17 protein-coding genes are annotated in these 22,655 nt (G+C 71.2%); 4 read left to right on the top strand and 13 right to left on the bottom strand.

Annotated features, from left to right (window positions below; all coding sequences use genetic code 11):
- Nucleotides 1-5: 5 nt before the first annotated feature.
- Both ACSMXO_RS16460 and ACSMXO_RS16455 read left to right on the top strand, forming a co-directional pair.
- Nucleotides 6-695: an FkbM family methyltransferase gene (locus tag ACSMXO_RS16460; RefSeq protein ID WP_455418402.1), complete on the top strand. Its 690-nt coding sequence runs from the start codon at nt 6-8 to the stop codon at nt 693-695.
- A gap of 11 nt (nt 696-706) precedes the next feature.
- On the top strand, nt 707-1,336 hold the full coding sequence (locus tag ACSMXO_RS16455) for a class I SAM-dependent methyltransferase (RefSeq protein WP_455418401.1): 630 nt from the start codon (nt 707-709) through the stop codon (nt 1,334-1,336).
- 759 nt (nt 1,337-2,095) lie between these two features.
- On the opposite strand, the gene ACSMXO_RS16450 is transcribed toward ACSMXO_RS16455, so the two are convergent.
- The 3 genes from ACSMXO_RS16450 to ACSMXO_RS16440 form a co-directional block, all read right to left on the bottom strand.
- The gene (locus tag ACSMXO_RS16450; protein WP_455418400.1) at nt 2,096-3,379 is read right to left on the bottom strand and encodes an oligosaccharide flippase family protein; all 1,284 of its coding nucleotides are present in this window, start codon (nt 3,377-3,379) and stop codon (nt 2,096-2,098) included.
- Between the two features lie 449 nt (nt 3,380-3,828).
- The gene (locus ACSMXO_RS16445) at nt 3,829-5,187 is read right to left on the bottom strand and encodes a UDP-glucose dehydrogenase family protein (protein WP_455418399.1); all 1,359 of its coding nucleotides are present in this window, start codon (nt 5,185-5,187) and stop codon (nt 3,829-3,831) included.
- Between the two features lie 516 nt (nt 5,188-5,703).
- A complete protein-coding gene (locus ACSMXO_RS16440; RefSeq protein WP_455418398.1) occupies nt 5,704-6,807 on the bottom strand; it encodes a glycosyltransferase family 4 protein in 1,104 nt (367 codons plus the stop codon).
- Between the two features lie 912 nt (nt 6,808-7,719).
- Between ACSMXO_RS16440 and ACSMXO_RS16435 the strand changes: the two genes are divergently transcribed.
- Entirely contained in the window at nt 7,720-8,574 is an 855-nt protein-coding gene (locus tag ACSMXO_RS16435) for a polysaccharide deacetylase family protein (RefSeq protein ID WP_455418397.1), read from the top strand.
- 32 nt (nt 8,575-8,606) lie between these two features.
- On the opposite strand, the gene ACSMXO_RS16430 is transcribed toward ACSMXO_RS16435, so the two are convergent.
- Entirely contained in the window at nt 8,607-10,343 is a 1,737-nt protein-coding gene (locus ACSMXO_RS16430) for an Hsp70 family protein (RefSeq protein ID WP_455418396.1), read from the bottom strand.
- A 351-nt stretch (nt 10,344-10,694) separates the two neighbouring features.
- On the opposite strand from ACSMXO_RS16430, the gene ACSMXO_RS16425 reads away from it, so the two are divergent.
- The gene (locus ACSMXO_RS16425; protein WP_455418395.1) at nt 10,695-12,518 is read left to right on the top strand and encodes a S8 family serine peptidase; all 1,824 of its coding nucleotides are present in this window, start codon (nt 10,695-10,697) and stop codon (nt 12,516-12,518) included.
- Nucleotides 12,519-12,644: 126 nt separating this feature from the next.
- Here the strand turns inward: ACSMXO_RS16425 and ACSMXO_RS16420 are convergent, their stop codons facing one another.
- The 9 genes from ACSMXO_RS16420 to ACSMXO_RS16380 form a co-directional block, all read right to left on the bottom strand.
- The gene (locus tag ACSMXO_RS16420; RefSeq protein ID WP_455418394.1) at nt 12,645-14,162 is read right to left on the bottom strand and encodes an aldehyde dehydrogenase (NADP(+)); all 1,518 of its coding nucleotides are present in this window, start codon (nt 14,160-14,162) and stop codon (nt 12,645-12,647) included.
- 26 nt (nt 14,163-14,188) lie between these two features.
- Nucleotides 14,189-14,845, bottom strand: a complete 657-nt coding sequence (locus ACSMXO_RS16415) for a TlpA family protein disulfide reductase (protein ID WP_455418393.1) — start codon at nt 14,843-14,845, stop codon at nt 14,189-14,191.
- Nucleotides 14,842-15,282: a hypothetical protein gene (locus ACSMXO_RS16410; protein ID WP_455418392.1), complete on the bottom strand. Its 441-nt coding sequence runs from the start codon at nt 15,280-15,282 to the stop codon at nt 14,842-14,844. The genes ACSMXO_RS16415 and ACSMXO_RS16410 overlap by 4 nt, the downstream gene beginning before the upstream one ends.
- Nucleotides 15,283-15,362: 80 nt before the next feature.
- Nucleotides 15,363-17,408: a M6 family metalloprotease domain-containing protein gene (locus ACSMXO_RS16405; protein ID WP_455418391.1), complete on the bottom strand. Its 2,046-nt coding sequence runs from the start codon at nt 17,406-17,408 to the stop codon at nt 15,363-15,365.
- Between the two features lie 280 nt (nt 17,409-17,688).
- Nucleotides 17,689-18,693, bottom strand: coding sequence for a proline racemase family protein (locus ACSMXO_RS16400; RefSeq protein WP_455418390.1), 1,005 nt, complete (start codon nt 18,691-18,693; stop codon nt 17,689-17,691).
- Nucleotides 18,686-19,582: a dihydrodipicolinate synthase family protein gene (locus ACSMXO_RS16395; RefSeq protein ID WP_346256697.1), complete on the bottom strand. Its 897-nt coding sequence runs from the start codon at nt 19,580-19,582 to the stop codon at nt 18,686-18,688. The genes ACSMXO_RS16400 and ACSMXO_RS16395 overlap by 8 nt, the downstream gene beginning before the upstream one ends.
- A gap of 89 nt (nt 19,583-19,671) precedes the next feature.
- Nucleotides 19,672-21,087: an FAD/NAD(P)-dependent oxidoreductase gene (locus tag ACSMXO_RS16390; RefSeq protein ID WP_455418389.1), complete on the bottom strand. Its 1,416-nt coding sequence runs from the start codon at nt 21,085-21,087 to the stop codon at nt 19,672-19,674.
- On the bottom strand, nt 21,084-21,428 hold the full coding sequence (locus ACSMXO_RS16385) for a 2Fe-2S iron-sulfur cluster-binding protein (RefSeq protein WP_455418388.1): 345 nt from the start codon (nt 21,426-21,428) through the stop codon (nt 21,084-21,086). Before ACSMXO_RS16385 ends, ACSMXO_RS16390 begins: the two co-directional genes overlap by 4 nt.
- Nucleotides 21,415-22,614, bottom strand: a complete 1,200-nt coding sequence (locus ACSMXO_RS16380) for an NAD(P)/FAD-dependent oxidoreductase (RefSeq protein ID WP_455418387.1) — start codon at nt 22,612-22,614, stop codon at nt 21,415-21,417. The genes ACSMXO_RS16385 and ACSMXO_RS16380 overlap by 14 nt, the downstream gene beginning before the upstream one ends.
- Nucleotides 22,615-22,655: the final 41 nt, after the last annotated feature.

The following is a 22,655-nucleotide window of genomic DNA, read 5'->3' as shown; positions in this document are numbered from 1 at the left end:
CAACCGTGGGTCGCAGCGGCCGGATGTGGGCCGAGCTGCACTGCGCGGCGGCGTCGAAGGTGGTGTACGCCAACCCTCCGGACTGGAACGAAATGCAGGCGTGGCGACGCATCCTCCGGCCCGGCGACCTGTTCGTCGACGTCGGCAGCAACGTCGGCGCCTACGCCCTGTGGGCCGGCGACTGCGGCGCCGAGGTCATCGCGATCGAACCCTCTCCGGAGGCGGTACGGCGGCTCCACGCCAACGTCAGGCTCAACGAATTCGCCATCACGGTGCGGGAGTGTGGGCTGGCGGACCACCCGGGCCAATGCACGCTGAGTACCGGGGAAGACACCACCAACCACCTCCGACTCGAACCGGGGGCGGTGGGCGACACGATCGAGGTCGACACCCTGGACAACATTCTCGGCAGCCGGTTCGCGGTCGGGGTGAAGATCGACGTCGAGGGCGCCGAGCGGCTGGTTCTCGACGGCGCCCGTCGGGCACTGGAGCAACGGCGCATCGGCGTGCTGCAGATCGAATGGAACGCCAGGAGCAGGTCCGTGCTGGGTGAGGACCGCGGCCCCGTCGCCGCCATCCTCGCCGGGTACGGCTATCAGTTCGCCCGTCCGGACCACCTCGGCGTGCTCCGGGACACGGAGGTGTCGGGCGTCAGTTCGCGGGACATGTTCGCCGTCCTGCCCGAGTACCGGTGACCGGAGGACAGATGCGCAGCTTTGGCCACTGGACCCCCCGCTATTTCCTCGACCGCACGCGCGAGCTGCGCTACAGCCGCAGCCATCCCGATGCGCCATGGCTCACCCCGCAGGCCACGCAGATCCTCTCCACCATGCTGCGCCCGAGCGACCAGGGCGTGGAGTTCGGTTCTGGCCGCAGTACCCTGTGGCTGTCGCAACGGGTGCGGCACCTGACCAGCGTGGAGCACGACGACGTGTGGCACGGCACGGTCTCCGCGAGGTTGAAGGCGCAGGGCGTCCACAACGTCGACCATCTGTTCGCGGCACCGGACGTGCCGTTCGACCGGGGTGCCGAGAGCGAGTACGTCCGAACGCTGCTGCGCTTCGACGACAGCAGCCTCGACTTCGCGCTCGTCGACGGAATCTACCGCGACGCCTGCGCCCAGCTCTCTCTCGGCAAGCTCCGCCCGGGTGGTCTACTCATCGTCGACAACGTCGAGAGGTTCCTCCCGTCGCTCTCCCGCTCTCCGGGGGCGAGAAGGCCGGCACAGGGGCCGGCGAGTCAGGTGTGGGCGGAGGTGGCCCGCGCCGTCGGGCAGTGGAGGCACATCTGGACCTGTTCCGGCGTCTGGGACACGGCGATCTTCATCAAGCCCTGACCGTCTCGACGTTGCATCGGGCGAGTTCGCGTAGCCGTTCCGCCATGTCCCGGGCGGTGTCCGCACATTGCAGGCGCGGGCCCGGCGCGGTCCCTGACGGTACTCGGCGAGCATGGCGGCGGCGAGCGCCGGTGGATCGGCCCGCACGATGTCATATGCCCGCAGCAGGTCGGTGACTGCCTCGACCGGTTCGAGCCTGCCCACGAAGGTGAAGACGAGACGATCCGCGACCCCAACTCGGCGCGCAGCGCCGCCGCGCCGGACTCGCCCCCCGGCAGGCGCTGTAGCGCGTATGGAATGGTGTGGTGGCGTTGCAGGCCGAGCAGATTCCAGTACGCGGTGTTCGCCGACCCGTTGGTCCACAGCTCCGGTTGTCCCAGGAGCGCCCGCAGATACCAGCGTTTGACGAGCCGGAGAAACGCCCGCCGCGACCACTCGGTACGGACATCGGCCGCTCCCCGCAACACCAGCGGGACGCCACGGAGCCGGGCGACGTTCGCCGCCACCACCCGGGCCCCGCCCCGGTACCCGTACACGCAGACGGTTCGCAGCCTCGACGACAGCAGTGCGCGCGCGAACGCGGCCCGTCCGCCGGGACGGTCGAGCGCGACGTAGCGGTGCGTCGCGGCAATCTCGCCCCAGCCGTGCGAGGTGTCGGTACCGCAGAGGTAGCAGACTGACAGCTCTCCACCGAGTTCGTCGTGCAGCCGGTTGAGCACGGGAGTGTGTACGGGCTCGGACACCCGACAACGAAGACAATCATGGCACCGACTCTTTCGGTTCGTCCGCAGCCAGGGCGCGGCTCAGCGCGCGGAGAAGCAGCAGGAACGCCACGCCCGTCGAGATGCTGGAGGCCAGGGCAGCGCCCGGCGGACCCAGGACCGGCATCAGCGTGCCGAGCAGTACGACCATCACCCCGGCGGCGACCGCCTGGGCCCGCCCGGCGGCGAGCGGCCGGCCGTGTCCACGAAGGAGGTCCGCGCACACCTGCTGGCAAGCCATGAAGACGCCGCCCGGGGCCAGCAGGACCACCAGCACGACGGCGTTGTCGAAACCCGGACCGAACACCGTCGGGACCAGCCAGGGCGCGAGCGCGGCCAGCGGGAGCATCAGCGCGACGGCGATGGCACCGCTCACGGCCACGGCCCGCCACTGCAGCCGCGTCGTCGCCGACCGCGGACCTCGCTGCGCGGCGATTCGGGGGAACGCGACATAGCCCAGCCCCGCCGCGACCGGGACGGCGAGTGCGGTCAGCGAGGCAGCCACCGCGTAGTTGCCGAGCGCGGACGGGTCGTCGGTGACCGAAAGGGCCAACTGGTCGAGCCGGGCGATCACCACCAGCGGTATCGTGGCCGCGAGCTGCCCGACACCGTAACGCGCCATCGGACGGACCAGGACGAGACTCGGCCGACCCCCGGTGAGCCGGCCGCGTGCGCACAACCCGTAGGCCAGCACCGTCTGGGCCACCGTCGTGGCGGAGAATGCCGCCAACACGGTGATCAGGGTGAGCTGGCCGGTGGCGTGTAGCGCGACGACCACTACCAGGTACCCGACCGGCTGGGAGATCCGCGTCAGATTCCACCGACCGATGCTCGACCCCTGGAGCGCGAACGTGTAACTGAGACCCACGAACGCGGCCAGGCAGGTGGCGAACATCAGCCGGTAGGCCCACACCACGGTCCCGCTGTCCGAACCGAGCAGCGGGGCGGCGATCATCCCGACGGCGAGTGTCACCGCCCCGGAAACGACCACAATGCTCCGGGACACGGCCACGTACTCGGGAGCCCGACCGGGATCGCGGGCGACAAAGAACGTCGTCGCCGCTGACTGGCCGAGCCCGCCGACCACCAGCAGGAGCACGAACCAGGCCATGATGGCCGCGTACTCGCCCCTGACGCTCGGCCCCAGCGACCGCGCGATGACGATGCCCGCTATACCGGCAGTCCCGGTCGAGACGACGTTGAACGTCGACGTGGCGACAACGGCAAGTCGCACTCCGTTGGACGTCTTCGCCCGTCGCGCGCCCCGGGTGAGTGTGGTCATGGTTCGCTCCACATCGGCAGAGAGCAGCCAGCCCGCGCGCTGCTCTCCGCGGTGGCGGGTCCGAGGCCCTCACCGAGGACGGGAGGAACGAAGGCGTCGTACCGGGCGACGGTCTGGCGGACGGCAGCCGGGATCGGCAGTGAACCAGACTGGAACGCGAAGATCACACGACTCCTGCCCTGGGCGCGGCGCGAAACAGAACGGACGGCAGACCTCATGCCGACCGATGTATAGAAACTATAATGAGGTGATTAGCCTGCTATGCCATATTTGGACCAACAACTCGGTCAATCTTGATGCGGCCGGTGCGCAACCCCTGGTATGCGCCGGGCGTCCGTCGCACGGTCCGTTGTGGCCGCAGGTGAATCGGGCTCGCCGCCGACGTCGACACCGCCTGACGCGTGCGAACGAGGGGACGTCGACGGCGGAGGCTTCGGGCCGCCGTTCCTTCAGACGAGCTGGCAGGCCGGGCTTCGCTGCGCCTGTTGAGAGGCGGGTCGGAAGCTGATGTCGGTGACGCTCCAACCGGCGGCGCGCCATCGAGCCGCGACGATCACCCCCTGAGTGTCGATGATCCGGCGGACGGCGGTCCTGTCGCCGATGGCATACGGGTCGAGGCTGCGGAACTCGGGCCAACCGGTGGTGACGAGGACGAGGTCGGCGTCTTGGGCGGCATCGGCAGCGGTGGGCGCGTAGCTGAGTGCCGGGGCGGTGTGGCGGGCTTGGGCCATGCCTTGGGGGTCGTAGACGGCGACGTGGGCGCCGGCCTGGTGGAGTCGTACGGCGACGTCCAGGCCGGGTGAATCGCGTACGTCATCGACGCCGGCTTTGAACGCGGCACCCCAGACGGCGACGCGGCGGCCGGCAAGTTTTCCGTCGAGGACCGCGCGGGCGAGTTCGACGGCCCGGTGGCGCCGGTGCCGGTTGACGGTGTCGACGGCGCGCAGCAGCGCGGCGGCTTCGGTGCTGCCGGTGTTGTCGGCCTGGTGGGTGAAGGCGTGCAGGTCTTTGGGGAGGCAGCCACCGCCGAAGCCGAGGCCGGGCTGAAGGTAGTGATGCCCGATGCGGGTGTCGTAGCCGATGGCTTCGACGAGGTCGGTGACGTTGGCGCCGATGGCGGCGCTCATCTCGGCGACAGCGTTGATGAAGCTGATCCGGGTGGCGAGGTAGGCGTTGGCGGTGGCCTTGACCATTTCCGCGGTGGCGAGGTCGGTGACGACAAGGGGGCATCCGTGGCTCTTGATGATCGGCGCGTAGAGCGCCCGGAGGGACTTTTCGGCTTCCGCGGAGCTGACGCCGATGACGATCCGGTCGGGCGTAAGGGTGTCGGCGACGGCGGTGCCTTCGCGGAGGAACTCGGGGTTCCAGGCCACCTCGACCGCGTCGCCGGCCGGAGCGAGCCGGCGGGCCAGGGCCTCCACGGCGCGGGCGGTGCCGGGTGACACGGTGGACTTGCCGACGATCAGGCATGGACGGCGCAGATGCGGAGCGAGCGCGCTGACGGCTGCGGTGAGTTGGGACAGGTCGTAGGAGCCGTCGGGACCGGACGGGGTACCGACAGCCAGGAAGTGCACCTCGCCGTGCGCCGCGGCGTCGGTGAGGTCGGTGGTGAACCGAAGTCTTCCGGTGCCGATGTTGCGGGACAGCAGGTCGTCGAGTTCGGGTTCGTGAAACCAGCCTCGCCCGGCATTGAGGGCAGCGACTTTCGCCAGGTCGATGTCGACACCGACGACGTCGTGGCCGATGTCTGCCATGCCGGCAGCGTGGGGGGCTCCGAGATGCCCGGAGCCGATAACGGTGATCTTCAAAGCCTGGTCCTTTACGACGTGTGCTGCCGCCTCGGCGGCAGCCCTTCGACAGATGGTTCAGAGAGAACAGAGCCAGTGCCCGGGTTCTGGATCCGAGCAGCGGCGCACCGGCCGCGCTGCGGTGGACCTGGACCAGGGGCGGCCGTGGCCGCAGCGCCTGCCCCTGCCTCGCGTGCCTGGCGGATGCGCTCTGACAGCTTAGGTGGCATTATGGCCGATATGCGGCTTTTTCCGGAAACCACCGATCGGGAAAGGCGAGTTTTACCCTGACTTGCCGCTTCCGCTGGTCGGAGGACGGCGTGGAGGGGCATACCGTAGGTCCCGCAACCCGGCGTCACGGGCGCCTGGTAGCGACCGTTGTCGCGGTGGCACCTGGCTGCGCTGGTCTTCTCCCAGCGGCGGGTCGAATCGTCCGCACACCTGCCCAGGGGCGGCCTTGCCGATCGCTGGAATCCCGCCCACTCCCCGTCCCACGTCACGAGGGATCTCCTCCCCCGACCCGGTGCGGCCGGTGGGTCACACACCCGCACCCGACGGAATCAATCCGTGTGTCCGTACCCGGTCCAGCAGGTTGTCGTTGCCGACAGCCCGCCGCCACGCCCGGTAGGCGTCTCCAGCTCGCTCGCGTGCGTCAAGGCGCTCGCTCGGTGTCATGGCCGCGAAGCGATCGAGTTCCTTTGCCAGGTCGGCGGGAGCGAGTTCGTCGAGGACCAGGCCTCCTCCGTCGTTGAGAACATCAGTCCAGGGCGTTTCATCCGAGCAGATCACCGGACAGGAGGCGGACAGGCTTTCGGCGATGACGAATCCGAAGTTCTCTCCCAGCGTGGGAAAGACGAAGGCATCGTAGCGGGAGAAAATTTGCCGGACCGCCGAAGGCGCGACCTCGCCCTGGTAGCGCGCCATCACATTCCGGGGAAGCCGGGAGATGAGTTGCTCGCAGCGTGACCAGTACGCGACATCCTCCAGCGGGCCGTAAATGTCGAGCTCGACCGGCGACGACACCCGACTCAAAGCGTCGAGCACCATGTCCAGGTTCTTCTTCGGCGAGATCCGCCCGAGGAAGACCAGTCGCACCGGCCCGTCGCTCGGGGCCTGCGGCGGCAGAGGCTCGTCGGGCAGCGGCACCTGGTAGTGGTTGACCAGGATCTTGGCCCACGGGAACACCGCCCTGATCTCCGCTGCCTCCCGGTTCGTCACCGCATGCCACGTCACGTCGGCATGCCGCAGCAGAGGCGCCCACACGGTCAGGAACAGACGCTTCTTCCTGCCCTTGAGCATCAACGCTCCCGGCGACAACTCCCCGTGCGGAGAGAGAAGGACCCGGCGGGCGTTGACGAGCCGGAGCCGTACGGCGACGATCGGTAGCACGGTGAAGAGTGGTTCCCACAGACTGTTGACGTGCAGTAGGTCGAATCTGGTCTTCCGTAGCTCGCGCCACAACCCGAGCCACTGCAGAGGACGACGGACGTCCAGATAGAAGATGCGGGAGCGTCGCCGGCCCCACCATCTTCCGGACAGGTCTCGATAGACCTCCGTGGAACCGACGTCGCAGTCCCGTGTGACAACCGTCAGATCGACATCATCAGAAACCGTGTCGACGGTCTGGACGATCGCCCGCACTATACCGCCACCACGAAAGCCGGGTTCGAAGACCCTGCATGTCATCAGTACCCTCATACGGTCGTGAACCACCGCACGACGCTCCCTTCGATCAGGCGGCGACGTGCCGCCTCTGCCGTTAGTTCGATCGACCCGGCAATGTGGCCTCCGATGCGGCGTGTCCGCATGCGGCAAGGCGGCGGGAACGGAGGCCGGACCGACTGACCCGTCCGTGCCTGGCCGGCACGACCACCTTCGCCGTCCCGGTCGGGGAGCGGGTGGTCGACAAGGCGGACCGACCGACGAGCGGGAATGAGGGACGAACGCGAATACGGCACGACTCCTCCAGTCCCGCCCATGCGGGTTCCACACGTAGTTGACAGCGAATCTCTCATCGCTCAGCGTATCGCACTATAAGTGCTGTTATTGGGTCGTATGTCCAAATCAGGAGTACTGATCCGCCTGGTCCGCCCCCGTCGTCGGTAGCCCGGGACCGCTCCGGCCACCCACCCCGATCGGATCGGCGCGGGTGGCGGCGATCCGGCGCAGCGGGCCCGGTGCCCCGCTCACCGCGATCGCCGCGACAACCTGTGCAACGTGGCGTTGACCTCGACGGGGCAGCGCTACGCGCGGGGAGACAACACCTTCGACCAGATCGGCGACGGCACCACCGGCACGCGCCGCACAGTTCCACCGCCGCACCCGGCGACAGTCAGATGTGGACGGGGAGGAGAGTGTGGGCCAGCTTCACGCCGCGGCGTCACCTCAAGCGGCCGCCGCACGGGCGGCCCGTCATCGGCGCTCCGTTCCTCGACTGGCCGCCGTGGCGCGCGCGTCGCCGCGAGAGTGCCCGGAGTGATCGGCCCGGGCACTGGTCAAGTATAAAAACGGCATAAGGGATGTTAGTTACACAATCTATATAATATTGCCGGCATGTCGAGACTCCTGAAACTGGGGACGGCAGCCTTTGTCGCCACCGTGGTCCTCGCCGGCTCGTACGTCCTGGTGCGCGTGATCACCGACTTGGAAGGCGGCCGGCGCTCCGCGGTGCGCGGCCCCGCCTCGGCCACCGGGTCCGGCGTGCCCACCTCACCCGCTTCGGCCTCACCGGACGTCGCCGCCAGCCCGAGCGTCCCGTCAGCACGAGTTCCGGCCTGGCCGCTCGGTCCAGAGCATGACGGGCCCTACGGAGCCCGGGTGACCACCGGCTCCTCGCAGGTGGCGCTCACCTTCGACGACGGCCCGGACCCCCGCTACACCCCTCCGATCCTGGCTCTGCTACGCCGATCAGGCGTCAAAGCCACCTTCTGTCTGGTGGGTGTCAACGTCCGAGCCCATCCCGACCTGGTACGGGCCATCGCCGCCGACGGACACACTCTGTGTAACCACTCCTGGGCACACGACATGAGACTGGGAAGCCGCTCCCGATCCGCCATTCTGGCCGACCTGACCCGGACCAACCAGGCGATCCGGTCAGCGGTAGCGGGAGTGCCGATCCCCTACTTCCGGCAACCGGGCGGAGCCTGGACACGATCCGTCGTCAGGGCGGCCCAACAACTGAACATGACCTCATTGCACTGGGCGGTCGATCCCCGTGACTGGGCCCGTCCCGGCGCCAGAAACATCATCCGCACCGTCACGTCCGATGTATACCCGGGCGCCATCGTCCTGCTGCACGACGCCGGCGGAGACCGGCGGGCAACCGTGGCCGCACTCCGATCGATACTGCCGGCGCTCGACCGTCGCTTCCCGCTCGCCGCAATGCCCACCGGCACACCCAAGCCGTGACCGCGATTGGCTTAGCGGTCCTCGCCGTCCAACTAGCGAGCGACGAAATCGAGCACCGCGTTCAGTTGGAGATCGCTGCCGCCGAGGGTGACGCGCGCCTTGACCTCGGTCTCGCCGAACTGCATGGCGACACGGATGCTTCGTTGCGTCAGGTCCAGGTGCATCACCTTGGCCAGGTCCACTGTCAGTCGGCCAACGCGGTAGCAGCCCACCTCATCGACGTACCGCGGTTCGGGATCCCGGGTCGCATAGAAGTCGACGTCGACCTCCGTCTGGTCGCCTTCGACCGGGATGCATCCCTGGACGGCCTCGTGTCCGCTCCGGACAGTCTCACCGGCACGGACGAACACGGCAAACCTATCGACGCAGGTGACCTCTCCCCGCGAGTTGACACGCCGCTTGGCCGGCAGATCGACGCCTTCCTCAAACGACGTGACCACATCGATGCCGTAGGTGTACTTGGATCGGCGCGCACGGGTCTGCGGGTCGTAGGCGAAGTGAACCGCTCCCGCCAGTACCGCCATGGCCGATCTGGGTACGACACGGACCTCGGCCCGCCCGCGGAGGTGGCCTCGTACGCGCTGCTGAAGGTAGGGCGACGCGGCGAACCCTCCGACGAGCAGGACCACCTCCGGCGACTGTGCCGGGCCGGCGGCCGAACGCATTTCGTCGAGTTGTCGGTCGATCATGTCCAGAATACGAGGAACGACCTCCTCGAAGACGTCGCGAACCTCGTCCGGGGAGACGACGATGTACTCGTCTTCTCCGCCCTGCAGATCTGGTAGCGCGTACCTCGCCGACTCACTCAGGCAGCGGTCGAGTGCCTTTCCGATCGGCAGGTACAGCGATTGCGCGAGATCGACCGTCGCGTGCACCTTGACCCGTTCCCAGGCGTCGAGCAGGTCCTCCAGCGCCGCGGGACACTGATTGGCGAGTCGCTGCATCTCCTCCACACCACCCAGGCGCTTGGTGAGTACCGTCTCCTCGAACACCTTGTTCAGGTACGCCGACCCGCTCTTGTCCCCGTAGGCGCGACCGATCTCGACCATCAGCCCGTTCTCGTCGTTGCGGTACGCGGTGATGTCGATCGTCCCGCCTCCACAGTCGACCACCATGAATCTGGTACCGGGCTGGTTGAGGTCCCTACCGTCCTCGGCACCGTTGACGCTGACTCCCGATACTCGCGCGTGATAGGCGGCGGCCTCGGGCTCAAGGGCGAGGATGAGTCGTCCGTCCTCGGTCGGCATTCCCGCCTCGTAGGCCGCCTCACGCATGAGCTGCTTCTGGTAGTCGTCCCAGATCGCCGGGACCGTCAGACACCAGCGGATCTCGTCCGCGCGGTAACCACTCCCGGAGATCTCGGTCAACGCCCGCTGGTAGATCCTCTTCAGGAATGCCACGACGAGCCGCTCCGGGCTGTCCTCGCAATCATTGAGGGAGACTCCCCGAAACGGCGGCCGCTCGTCTCCGAAACGCGCCAGGGACAATTTGAAATGCTTCTTGTACCGGTGACCCGCGTGGTACAGCTCGAGACCATGGGTGCGCCACATCCGATGCGCCTCCCACCCCCAGGACAAGACGTCGCCATGACGATCGATGATCAGTGCCGTGAGAGTCTTCGGGTACGGTGATGGCTGCCCCGGCCACTCGTCGCAGGTGAAAATCTGCCGCTGGCAGGGATCGTCGTGCAAGGGGCTCAGGAATGTCCAGGCAAAGCCGCAGCCATGGGTGCCGAAGTCAATTACAGCCACAACCCTGATCTCGGCCATAGCGCCACCCTCCATGCCCGGCATTTGCGGACCGAATGAAGGGGAAATCGGTCACGCCACAGACCTCACTGCCGCTGGCCGCAGTCTCTACCCCACTCAACGCATCGGGGTCACGACCGGTTACTGACGGCCTCGGGCGGGCCTGGGGCATCTGTCGGGACCCGCGCCGCACTGTGGCGGTAGCCGGCCCGACGGTCGGCCGTCTGCGCCACCCCTGACCGGGATGTCCCGCGTGCAACAGGAGTCCGACCCCGGATCGTCGATGTCACGACACCTGTAGATAGACCGACTTCACTGTGATCAGTAGCTTTTCACCTGCTGCCCACTATCGGTCTACCTTGGAGGTTCGGCATGTCCAGGCGGTTGACCGCCCTACTCGCACTGGGCGCCCTCGTCGTGGCAGGTCAGGTGGCCGGCACCGGCGCCGCACGTGCCGACGATCCCCTGGTCGGCACCGTCGACATCCCGTTGGACGCGCCCGAGGCCCCCAATCTCGCCGGCCAGGGGCAACTGGCGGTGACCCTGTTCGGCACCGCCGCAGTGGACGTCAGCCGGATCGACCCCGGCACCGTCCGGCTCGGCCCGGACGCCCCGGTCGACGCCCGCAGCGGCGCCGCGGTCGCCCGGTGGGTCGGCGGCGGGTTCCTCAGCACCGTCACCGACGTGAACTCCGACGGTCGGTCCGACCTGCGGCTCTACTTCGACAAGGAGGCGCTGCGCGCCACCGGGCAGCTCAGCGCCGCCACCACCACGCTGACCGTCTCCGGCCAACTGCCCGACGGCCGGCTGGTACGCGGCTCGGACGCCGTGTCGCCCGGCGTGGTACTCGAGGTCAAGTTCGCGGAGGCGTCGGCGGTACGCGGCACGGACCGCGCCCTGCGCAGCGAGCGTGGCCGGGACCTCGGCCCGGTCCGGACCGTACTGGACCGGCACCGCGCCGTGGAACTCAGCCCGCTGCTGCCGGAGCCGACGCTGGCCGGACTCGCCGGGCTGGCCGCGACGGCGCAGGCCCGGTCCGGCCGGGCCATCCCCGACATGGCCTCGTGGTATCACCTGACCCTGCCCGCCCGGGCGGACGTGTCGGCGGCGCTGCGCGACCTGCGGGCCCTGCCCGACGTGGCGTACGCCTATCCGGCGCCCGAAGCGGCACCGCCGCCCGCCACCCCCGACTTCACCTCGATGCAGGGCTACCAGCGGCCGGCGCCGCAGGGGGTCGACGCCGACTACGCGCACCAGGACCCACGCGCCCGGGGAGCGGGGATCCGGATCGTCGATCTGGAGTACGACTGGAACCCGTTCCACGAGGACCTCCAGCTCGACTGGTCCAGCGACCTCGGCGGCACCCAGTTCCCCCGCAACACCAGCTTCGCCGACGAGCACGGTACGGCGGTCTTCGGCGAACTGGTGGCCCAGCCGAACGGCTACGGGGTGACCGGCGGCGTGCCGGACGCCGACATGTTCGGAATTTCGCCGATGCAGCGGCTCAGCAGCGGCCAGGCCAGCTACCGCCCGGCGGCCGCGCTGTCGCACCTCGCCCAGTTCCTCCGGCCCGGCGACGCGGTGCTGATCGAGCAGCAGACGGTCGGCCCGAACGGCGGTACCCGGTACGTCCCGGCCGAGTGGGTGCAGTCGGTGTTCGACGCGACGGTCCTGCTCACCGGGCTCGGGGCGGTCGTGGTGGCCACCGGCGGCAACGGGGGCGAGAACCTCGACGCTCCCGAGTTCCGGGGACGGTTCGACCGGTCGGTCCGGGACTCCGGCGCGATCATGGTCGGCGCCGGCTCCAGTACGAACCGGTCCCGGCTGAACTTCTCGGTCTACGGCTCCCGCCTCGACCTACAGGGCTGGGGGCAGAACATCACCACCACCGGCAGCAACGGCAACCTCCAGGGCGGCACGACCCCGGCCAACCGCAACATCCGCTACACCCGGTCGTTCGGCGGCACCTCCGGCGCCGGCCCGATCGTCACCGGCGCGGTGGTCGCGATCCAGTCCTACCTCAAGGCGACCGGTCGACCGGTGATGACCGCCACTGCGGTGAGCAACCTGTTGAAGAGCACCGGCACCCCGCAGGGCGGCGACATCGGCCAGCGGATCGGGCCGCTGCCGAACCTCCGGGCCGCCCTTCAGGCCGTCCCGCCGTCGATGGTGGTCTCGGCCTCCCCCGTCGGCTGACGGCGGACGGCCGAGCGGCGGGCTGCCGAGTCCGGGTGACCCGACAGCCCGCCGTCGATCCCTGACGGTGACGTCGATGAGCCACCCGGACATCGAGACGCTCCCCGGCGCGACCGGCCGGGCAGGTCAGGTCAGGAGTTTCCCGTTGACCCGGCGCGGAATGCCCAGCGGGTTGGCCGCGCGCAACGCCGCCGGCAGCAACTCGTCGGGCATGCCCTGGTAGGCGACGGGGCGCAGGAAGCGGCGCAGCGCGGTGACCCCGACCGAGGTGTGCAGCGAGCCGGTGGTCGCCGGCCACGGTCCGCCGTGCTGCATCGCCCAGGTCACCGCCACCCCGGTCGGCCAGCCGTTCCAGATCACCCGGCCGGCCCGCCGGGCGGCCAGGTCGACCACCCGGGCCGCCACCGGGTCACCGGCCCCCTCGCCGTGCACGGTGGCGGTCAACGCGCCGGGGACCACGGCCAGCGCCGCCAGCAGTTCCGTCTCGTCGGCGTACTCGACCAGCAGGGCGGCCGGGCCGAAGCACTCCTCCAGCAGCCGGTCGGCGTGCCGGACGAGGTCACCGGCCGAGACCGCCAGCAGTTGCGCACCGGCCCGGTAGCCCGGCTGGTCGACCGGGGCGGGCGCGACCACCGTGCGTACCCCGGGCACCGCGGCCAGGGCGGCGGCCCCCTCCTGGTACGCGTCGCGGATCCGGGCGCCCAGCAGCGGTCCGAACGAGGCCGCGCCGACCGCCTTGCCGAGTACCCCGTCCAGCCCGTGCCCGGCGGGCAGGAAGAGCAGGCCGGGCTTGGTGCAGAACTGGCCCGCGCCGAGGGTGACCGAGCCGACGAACGCCTCGGCGATGGCGTTGCCCCGGGCGGCCAGCGCCGCCGGGGTGACCACGGTCGGGTTCAGCGAGCCGAGTTCGCCATAGAACGGGATCGGGTCGGGTCGGCCGGCGGCGAGGTCGGCGAGCGCCCGCCCACCGGTGGCGGAGCCGGTGAAGGCGCCGGCCGTGATCGCCGGATGGGTGATCAGGGCCCGGCCGGCCTCCATGCCCCGAACCACGGCGAACGTGCCGACCGGGGCGCCGCCCTCGGCGAGCGCGTTGGCGACCAGCGCGCCGCACAGGTCGGAAAGTCCGGGGTGACCGGGATGCGCCTTCACCACCACCGGGCAGCCGGCGGCCAGCGCGCTGGCCGTGTCGCCGCCGGGCACCGAGAAGGCGAGCGGGAAGTTCGACGCCGCGTAGACCGCGACCGGACCGACCGGGAGCAGCATCCGGCGCAGGTCCGGTCGGGGCGCCGGCAGCGCGTCGGGGTCGGGCAGGTCGATCACCGCCTCCAGAAACGACCCTTCTGCCACGGCGTCGGCGAACATCTCCAACTGCACCCGGGTCCGGGTCAGCTCGGTGTGCAGCCGGGCCGTACCGAGGCCGGTCTCGGCGTCGCCGAGCGCGACGATCTCGTCCCGGCCCCCCTCCAGCGCGGCACCGATCCGGCGGAGCAGGTCCGCGCGGGTGGTCAGCGGCAGTGCCGCGTACGCCGGGGCGGCGGCGGCCGCCAGCCGGCAGACCGCGTCCAGTCCGTCGGTACCGGTGTGTGGCACCGGATGACCGGTCGGTGCGCCGGTGTAGGGGTTCATCGGCTGGTCCAGGTCCATGCCAGTCTCCGTCGGTCCAGTCGGGTTCACGGGGCGAATACCAGTTTCCGCAACATACTGTCCAGGGTGGGCGCGTCCACTCCGCCGGGCCAGCCGCGCAGCAGCGTGCCGCCCTTGGCGACGACGACCACCGCCGGTGGTTCCCGGACCGCGTACGCCCGACCGATGCGCTGGTCTCCGTCCACCAGTACCGGATATTCCACCCGGTGCCGGCGCAGGTATTCCTGTAGGGCGTCCGGCTCGTCCGCGCCGGCCACCCCGACGAAGACCACCCTGTCACGGTGGGCACGGGCCAGCTCGCTGAGGGCGTCCTGCCGAGACGCACAGGTGTTGCACCAGGAGCTGAAGAAGGTCAGCACCACCGGACGGTCGGCCCACAGGTCCGGCACCGCCAGCGGGCTGCCGTCGGTCAGCGTACCGGTGACCTTCGGTGCGGCCGGCAGGTCGGTCGGCGCCGATCGCAGCGCCAGGTCACCCGGCACCGGGCCGGGCAGTGCGGCGGCGCCGCCGGCCACCGGCGGGGCCGGTTCGGGGTCCGCGCCGCCGTCTCCGGTGCAGCCGGCCGCGAGCACCGCGACCGTCGCGGCGATCCCGAGCAGGGCGGCGAGGCGGGGCCGGCGCATCGCACCGAACCACCGCGTCCGTCCGTGCCCCGGCAGGGTGGGCAGGACCGGCCCGGTCACGACGGCACCACCGCGACCAGCGCGGGCCCCTCGCTGTCGTCCCTGGTCAGCTCGATCGGCCGGCGGTCGTCCACGACCAGCCGGTACGCGTCCCGGTCGGCTACCGAGACCGGGACGGCGAACTCGCAGAACGTCGGGATGCGCGCCACTTCGAGATCCTCGGCGAAGGTCCGGACCGACTTGCCGGGCGGCAGTTCGCCCTCGGCCAGCGTCTCGCCGTCGCCGTCCACCACCCGGTACGCCGCCCGGTTGTGGAAGTGGGTGTACGGCCCGGTACCGGCGCACTCGACGCCCTCCGGCCGGAGGTTGATGTCCCGGACCAGTACCCGGACGGTCATCGCGGCGCGCGGCTCCTCGTCGGCGCCGCAGCCGGCCAGCGGGGCGAGCAGCAGCAGCGGCAGTGCCGCCAGCAGGTGGCGGTAGCGGACCCGCCGCATCTTCCCTCCGGGGTGGTCGGAGCGAGGTGCCCGGGAGGCGGCGCCGTGCGCGCCACCCCCCGGGCGTCCCGCCGGGCGGGTCAGGACTTCTGGACGCGGCACTGCTTGGTCATGGTCTTCGTCGGGTCACTCTCCGAGGTGGCGGTGAGCCTGACGACGCCGGTCTGGGTGGCCGACGGGGTCGCCCCGACCGAGACCCGGACCGTACTGGACTTGCCGAACCCGGCGGTGGCCAGTGCGTTCGGCAACTCCACCCGCCAGCCCTTGCCGCCTACCGAGGCGGAGAGCCGGTAGACGTCCGACGTGAGGTAGGCCGTCGCGTTCTCCGGGTGCGCCTGGCCGCCGGCCGCGTACGCGCCGGTGTTGGTCAGGGTGAACGAGCAGGTCACGCCCCGGTTGGTCGGCCGGGTCGCGGTGGTCACCTCGCCGCCTGACAGGGCCACGCCGTGACTGCTCGGTCCGGCGCCGTCGAGCGAGCGCACCGCTACCGTGTACGACAGCACGCCGTCGGCGTCGCGCTTCAGGTCGAGTACGTAGAAGTGCAGCCGGTTGGCCTCGTCCACGTACTCGTACTCGCTGCCCGACCGGGTGCCGGCGTGGAACAGCGCGTCGGAGAGCTGCCGGTAGTCCCCCATGGTGATCTTCTGCGGGGTACCGTCCGGCCGGTAGAAGTCGATCATGTCGATGTCCTGCGGGTTGGCGTCGATCACCCAGACGAAGGGGGCGTTGTCGGCGTTCTTCGTCTTGGACAGCAGCACGCCGCTGTCCGGGGTGAACGAGTCCGCACCCATCCGGTCCACGACCTCGACGGTGTAGTTGTTGAAGTTGCCGTCGTCGCAGAGCGGATCCGTGTTGGGGTCGCAGTCCGGCGACCGGTCCCGGTTCATCGCGATGTTGATCCCGGTGAGCCCCTTCGGACCGGCGTCCACCGCCCGGGCGGTCACCGTCGCCACCACCATGCCGGAGGTGGCCAGCGCCTCCCGGCTCAGCCGCAGCAGGTGTTCCTCACCGAGCAGACCGATCTTTATCTTGTCCCGGACGGTGTGCAGCGAACCCATCGAGCCGCCGTTGACCGGTGGGATCTGCCACCGGGTGTGCGGACCGCCGGGCCCGTTGAACGAACCGCGCGACATCATGCTCCAGATGCCGGTGTACGCCCGCCGCAACGGCGTGCCGTACGGGTTGTTGTAGTTGTCGCCGATGCTGAGCAGGTGGCTCAGCTCGTGCGCGTACACGCCCATGCCGGAGCTCTCGGCCTGGGTGGAGGAGCCGCCACCGGCGTTGGGCCAGATGGTCGACGCCGCCTTCCAGGAGGTCCACTCGACGTACCGGGTACGCGCGTAGTTCGGCAGGTTGGCGTCCGGCGGGCCCCAGGCGTCCGGCACGTCCTCCTTGGTCTGGAACATCATCTGGCCGAACTCCTGCCAGGTGGACGACTCGTCCTGGCCGGCGGAGAGGATGAAGACCAGCTCGAACGAGTCGGCCACCTCGTCACCGACCGCCGCCCGCCAGGCGCCCAGCCCGTCGGTCCGGATGTTCTTGGCACACTGCTCGCCGCTCGGGCAGGCGCCCGGGTTCATCGTCCCGTTGTCGATGCCGTACTGGTAGGACTTCGCCGGCAGCTCGTACGGGCCGAAGCCGGTCAGGTCCACCCCGTACCGGCCGCCCGAGTCCTGCATCCAGTACTCGTGCAGGGTGTGGCCCTTGTTCAGCTCGTTGGGCTTGTTGAGGAAATCGGTGTAGAAGGCCGCCACCTGGTCGCGCGGGATGTTCGCCGCCGTCGACTGGGGGTTGCCGAAGACCGTCGACCGGGCCCGCTGGGTGACCACGAACGGCTGGTCCGGGTAGTCGAGGGTGACCAGAGCGATCTTGAAGTTGCGGACCGAGCCGGCCACCGTCGGGTCGGCCCAGTTGGTGTTCGGCGGCGTGACGTAGTCGTCCCAGGTCATCCCGTCCGGGTTCTCCCAGGCCTGCGGGTCGAGTACGTCGAACGGGCCGGTGCCGCCGGCCGGGTTGCCCGGAGCGCCGGAGGCCGGCGTCGTGGCGACGCCGACGACGAGTGCCGCCGCGAGCGTCGCGGCCAGCGCGGACCGCCACGCCATGCCTCTGCTGGACAGTAGGTGCATCCAGTCACCTCTCGTTCTCCCTCGGGGCGCCGGCGGCGCTCCACTGCGGCGTGCGGGACGCTCCATGGTCGTCCGGCCAGTCGGCGGCCCCGTCCCGACACCTCCGGCCCGTCATCATGATCACGCCGACGCGAATCTATGCGGCCCGACCCGCGGCGTCACCCTACAGATGTCGCCGGGTGCCCCGACCGGTTCCGACACCTGCCGAAGCCGCCCGGACCGGCCCGGCCGAACCGGACGAGCCATCGACCGCCCGGATCGGACGGTCCGGCCCGGGCAGTCAGATCCGGAAGCCCTCGGGGAACGGATCCTCGGGGTCGAGCAGGTACTGCGCGGTCCCGGTGATCCAGGCCCGGCCGGTCACCGTCGGCACCACCGCCGGCAGCTCGCCGACCATGGTGGTCCCGACCAGCCGGCCGGTGAACCGGGTCCCGATCACCGACTCGTTGACGAACGGCGTATCCAGGTCGAGCAGGCCCCGGGCGTGCCGCTGGGCCATCCGGGCCGACGTGCCGGTGCCGCACGGCGACCGGTCCACCCAGCCGGGGTGGATCACCACCGCGTTGCGGGCGTCCGCGCCGTCGGTGCCGTCCTGCACCACCTGGACGTGCCGGCAGTCGTCGATCGCCGGGATCGTCGGGTGCCGGGGCGGCGCCTGCTCGTTGATCGCGTCCATCACGCGCAGCCCGCGCCGGATCAGCTCCGGCACCGCCGCCGGCTCGACCGGCAGGCCCAGGTCCGCCGCGTCCACAATGGCGTAGAAGTTGCCGCCGAACGCCATGTCGTAGCGGATGGTGCCGATCTCCCCACCCACCTCCACCTTGCGGTCGGCGGCGAGCAGGAACGACGGCACGTTGCGCAGCGTCACCCCGGTCGCCCGGCCGTCCCGGACCGCGACGTCCACGCTGACCAGCCCGGCCGGGGTGTCCAGCCGGATGGTGGTGACCGGCTCGACCACCGGCACCATCCCGGTCTCGACCAGCACCGTGGCCACCCCGATGGTGCCGTGCCCGCACATCGGCAGGCAGCCGGAGACCTCGATGAACAGCACCCCGACGTCGGCGTCCGGTCGGGTCGGCGGCTGGAGGATCGCCCCGGACATCGCCGAGTGGCCGCGCGGCTCGAACATCAGCAGCCGGCGCAGCCCGTCCCGGTCCCGCTCGAAGAGCCGCTTGCGCTCCAGCATGGTGTCGCCGGGCAGCACCCCGACGCCACCGGTGATCACCCGGGTCGGCATCCCCTCGGTGTGCGAGTCGACGGCGGAAAGCACCAACCGGCTACGCATCGGCGTCGGCCTTCAACGCCCGCTCCATGTCCTTGGTCACCTGGATCCGGGCCGGCTCCGCGAGAGCGCCCCGGGGCGGCCGGCACGGGCCGCCGTACCGGCCGGCAAGCTCCATGCCGAGCTTGATGGCCTGGACGAACTCCGGCTTGGAGTCCCAGCCGAAGATCGGGTGCAGCTCGGTGTAGAGCGGCAGTGCCGCCGCCAGGTCGCCGGCCCGGCACAGCTCGTAGAGGCGTACGGAGAGCCGGGGCAGCGCGTTCGGGAAGCCGGCGATCCAGCCGGTGGCCCCGCAGACCACCAGCTCCAGCAGTACGTCGTCGGCACCGGCCAGCACGTCGAGGTGCGGGGCGAGGTCGCGGATGCGGTGCAGCCGGCGTACGTCCCCGCTGAACTCCTTCACCGCCACCACCCCGTCGGTCTCGGCGACCGCCGCCAGGAGTTCCGGGGTGAGGTCCACCTTGGTGTCGAACGGGTTGTTGTACGCCACCACCGGCAGCCCGACCGCGGCCACCTCCCGGTAGTGCGCGAGCACGTCGACGTCCCGGGCCGCGTAGGTGTTCGGCGGCAGCGCCAGTACGGCGTGCGCGCCGGCCGCCTGTGCCTGCTCGGCCCAGTGCCGGGACTGCCGGCTGCCGTACCCGCCGACGCCGGGGACCACCGAGAACCCGTCCGGGGCCGCTTCGACGGTCGCCCGTACCACGTCGGCCCGTTCGGCGTCGGAGAGGTTCTGGTACTCCCCCAGCGAACCGCACGGGGTCACGCCGTGGCAGCCCTCGTCGGCCAGCCACCGGACATGCTCCTGGAGCCGGTCGACGTCGACGGAGAGGTCGTCCCGAAACGGCGTGGGGATGGCGACGACAACACCCTGCCAGGGTTCGCGAGCTGTCACTGAACCCTTCTCAACCTCCCCTTGCGGTCCGTCGTGGCCGCGGGTGGAAGTCGGGGCGCTTGCGCCGCGCGGTTCAGGTTGGAAAGGGTTCACTGAACTGGTCCTTCCTCGGCAACGGCACCCAGCGGTACCGGCATGACGATCTGACGCTTGGCGAAGTCTTCCAGCGGCTGTTCCCGGCCGGAGGCGGCGGCGAGCAGGCAGGCGGCGGCCCGGCCGCACACCCGACCCTGACACAGCCCCATCCCGACCCGGGTGACGAGTTTCAGCGCACGGATGTCGTCGAGGCCGTACCTGGCCACGTCGGCGCGGAGCCGCCCGGCGGTGACCTCCTCGCACCGGCAGACCACGGTCTCGTCGCGCAGCCAGTCCGTCCAGCCGTCCGGCACCCGGTGCACCCGGTGCATGGCGGCGGCGAAGCGGCGCTGCCGGGCGGTGCGGCGTACGACCGGCGCGGTAGTCCGGGCCAGCCCGGCGTCGTCGAGCAGGCCCAGCCGGTGTGCGGCGGCGAGCCCGGCCAGCCGGCCCTCCGCGACGGCCAGGTCCGCACCCCCGACCCCGGTCGCCTCGCCGGCCACCAGCACCCCCGGTACGCTGCTGCGGCCCCACTCGTCCACGGTGACCACCAGGCTGCCGTCGGCCGGGTCGGTCCGGGTGGCGCAGCCGAGCGCGACGGCGAGGTCGACCGACGGCGTGAAGCCGTATCCGACGCAGACCGCGTCGACCGGCACGCTCCGGGTCACCTCGCCGGGCCGCCAGCCGCCGTCCACCCGCCGCACGGTGGCGCGCAGCCCGGCGCCGTCCTCGACCACCTCGGTCACCGCCTGGCCGCGCCAGAGCGGTATCCGGTGCCGGCGCAGCGCGGTGAAGTGCCGGGCCGCCTCGGCGAGCTTGCCCGGTGCCCCGGCGACCGCCAGCGGGTGCCGGCACCAGCGGCGCAGCGGCGCCGCCTCGACCACCCCGGCGACCTCGGCACCGGCCGAGGCCAGCCCGGTGGCGGCGACGAGCAGGAACGGGCCGGTACCGGCGACCAGCACCCGCCGGCCCACCAGCACGCCCTGCCCCTTGGCGAGCGCTTGTGCCGCCCCGGCGGTCACCACGCCGGGCAGGTCCCAGCCGGGGAACGGCACCACCCGGTCGTACCCGCCGGGGGCCAGCAGCACGACGGGGGCCGTCAGCGTGGTCGGACCGGCCGGGCCGGACAGCCGCAGCGTCGCCCCACCGGCGGCACCGTCGGCGGGTTCGGCCGACCAGACCTGCTGTCCGGAGTGGACGGTGATCCGCGGATGGGTACCCGCCTGCCGCAGCAGGTCGGCGAAGCGGGCGGGGTGCGGCGCCGGCCGGACGCCGGCCACGGTGGGTTGGCGCAGGTACTGCCCACCGGGCCGCTGGCCCAGGTCGAGCACGGTGACCTCGGCACCGGCGTCCGCCGCCGCGAGCGCGGCGGCGAGTCCGGCCGGCCCGGCGCCGACCACGGCCAGCCGACCGCTTCCGCCGCCGCTCATCGGGCGCCCTCCCCGGCGCCGGGCCCGAGCACGTCCCCCGGCTCCGGGCCGGGCCCGCCACCGGTCCCCACGACGTCGCCGGGCGCGGCCGGGCGCAGGCAGGCCCGCACACCCGGCTCGCCGTTGCAGACGACCAGGCAGTCGAAGCAGATCCCGATGCCGCAGAAGACGCCGCGCGGCCGGCCGGCGAACCGGGTCCGCCGGGTCGTCCGGCGGCCGGCGGCCAGCAGCGCCGCCGCCAGCGTCTGGCCGGCGCGCACCGGTACGGGTTCGCCGTCGACGACGATGGTGAACCCGGCCGGTACGCCGGCTCGGCCGTCAACCGGCTCAGGTGGTCGCACCTGCGGTCTCCACTTCGGACGAGAACCGGGCCGGGTCGAACGGGTCCAGCGCCAGGTCGGGCCGCTCACCGGTCACCACCTGGGCGACCAGGTGCGCGGTGGCCGGCGCCAGCCCGATGCCGGCACCCTCGTGCCCGTGCGCGTGCACCAGGCCGGGGATGCGCGGGTCGGCGCCGATCACCGGCAGGTGGTCCGGGGAGAACGGCCGGAAACCGTGGTAGACCCGCATCGCCCGGACCGCCGCCAGCGGCGGGAACAGCCGTACGGCGCCCTGTGCCAGCCGGCGGACCGCCTCGGCGTTGTAGCGGCGGTCGAAGCCGACCAGTTCCCGGCTGGCGCCGATCAGGATGGTGCCGGCCGGGGTGCCCTCGACGACCGTCGAGGTCTGCAACCCGGCGTCGCCGCTGGCCACGTTCGCCAGGTAGTCGGCCGAGTAGACCTTGTGCCGCACCAGCGGCGGGACCGGCTCGGTGACCAGGATGAAGCCCCGGCGCGGCGTGACCGGGGCGTCCGCGCCGGCCAGCCCGGCGAGCCGGCCGGCCCAGGCCCCGGCCGCGTTCACCACGTGTCCGGCGGCCACCGGACCGGTGCCGGTCCGCACCCCGACCACCCGACCGGCGGCGTCCCGGAGCATCTCGGTGACCTCGGCACGCAGCCGTACCTCGGCGCCGTGGTCCCGGGCGGCGGCCAGCAGCGCGGCGGCGGCCTTCGCCGGCATGACCTGCATGTCCTGCGGGTAGCACAGGCCACCGGCCAGTTCCGGGGTGATCGCCGGCTCGCGCTCGCGCACCCCGGCCGGATCCAGCAACTCGACCAGCACGCCCGCCGCCGCCTGCGCCCGGGCCGTCTCCCGCAGCCCGGCCAGCCCGGCCGCGCCGTCGGCCCCCGGGCCGACCCCGGTGACCACCAGGCCGCCCTTGGCCTCCAGCTCGATGTCGCCGTACCGGTCGCCGAGTTCGGCCGCCCAGCGCCGCCAGAGACCGTTGCTGAACAGCGCCAACTCCAGCTCGGGGCCGGGCAGCTTGTCCGAGACCAGCAGGTTGCCCTCGCCCGAACCGGTGGCCCCGGCGACCAGGCCGGCCCGCTCCAGTACGGCGACCGTCAGCCCCCGCCGGGCACAGGCGTACGCGCAGGCCGCGCCGACGATACCGGCGCCGACCACCACCACGTCGAAGCTGCCCGCCATGCCCTTCCCTCCGTAGCCGGCCGGACCGCCTCCGCGCACCG

This window comes from Plantactinospora sp. DSM 117369 (assembly GCF_053764795.1).
The sequence above is the reverse complement of the archived record's forward strand: the minus strand, read 5'-3'. Positions and strand labels throughout refer to the sequence as shown.

Coding starts and splice junctions, on each gene's coding strand:
- ACSMXO_RS16455 (WP_455418401.1), top strand. CDS start 707: ATGCGCAGCTTTGGCCACTGGACCCCCCGCTATTTCCTCGACCGCACG.
- ACSMXO_RS16410 (WP_455418392.1), bottom strand. CDS start 15,282: ATGCGGCGGGTCCGCTACCGCCACCTGCTGGCGGCACTGCCGCTGCTG.
- ACSMXO_RS16420 (WP_455418394.1), bottom strand. CDS start 14,162: ATGGACCTGGACCAGCCGATGAACCCCTACACCGGCGCACCGACCGGT.
- ACSMXO_RS16400 (WP_455418390.1), bottom strand. CDS start 18,693: ATGCGTAGCCGGTTGGTGCTTTCCGCCGTCGACTCGCACACCGAGGGG.
- ACSMXO_RS16425 (WP_455418395.1), top strand. CDS start 10,695: ATGTCCAGGCGGTTGACCGCCCTACTCGCACTGGGCGCCCTCGTCGTG.
- ACSMXO_RS16390 (WP_455418389.1), bottom strand. CDS start 21,087: ATGAGCGGCGGCGGAAGCGGTCGGCTGGCCGTGGTCGGCGCCGGGCCG.
- ACSMXO_RS16380 (WP_455418387.1), bottom strand. CDS start 22,614: ATGGCGGGCAGCTTCGACGTGGTGGTGGTCGGCGCCGGTATCGTCGGC.
- ACSMXO_RS16435 (WP_455418397.1), top strand. CDS start 7,720: ATGTCGAGACTCCTGAAACTGGGGACGGCAGCCTTTGTCGCCACCGTG.
- ACSMXO_RS16405 (WP_455418391.1), bottom strand. CDS start 17,408: ATGCACCTACTGTCCAGCAGAGGCATGGCGTGGCGGTCCGCGCTGGCC.
- ACSMXO_RS16430 (WP_455418396.1), bottom strand. CDS start 10,343: ATGGCCGAGATCAGGGTTGTGGCTGTAATTGACTTCGGCACCCATGGC.
- ACSMXO_RS16450 (WP_455418400.1), bottom strand. CDS start 3,379: ATGACCACACTCACCCGGGGCGCGCGACGGGCGAAGACGTCCAACGGA.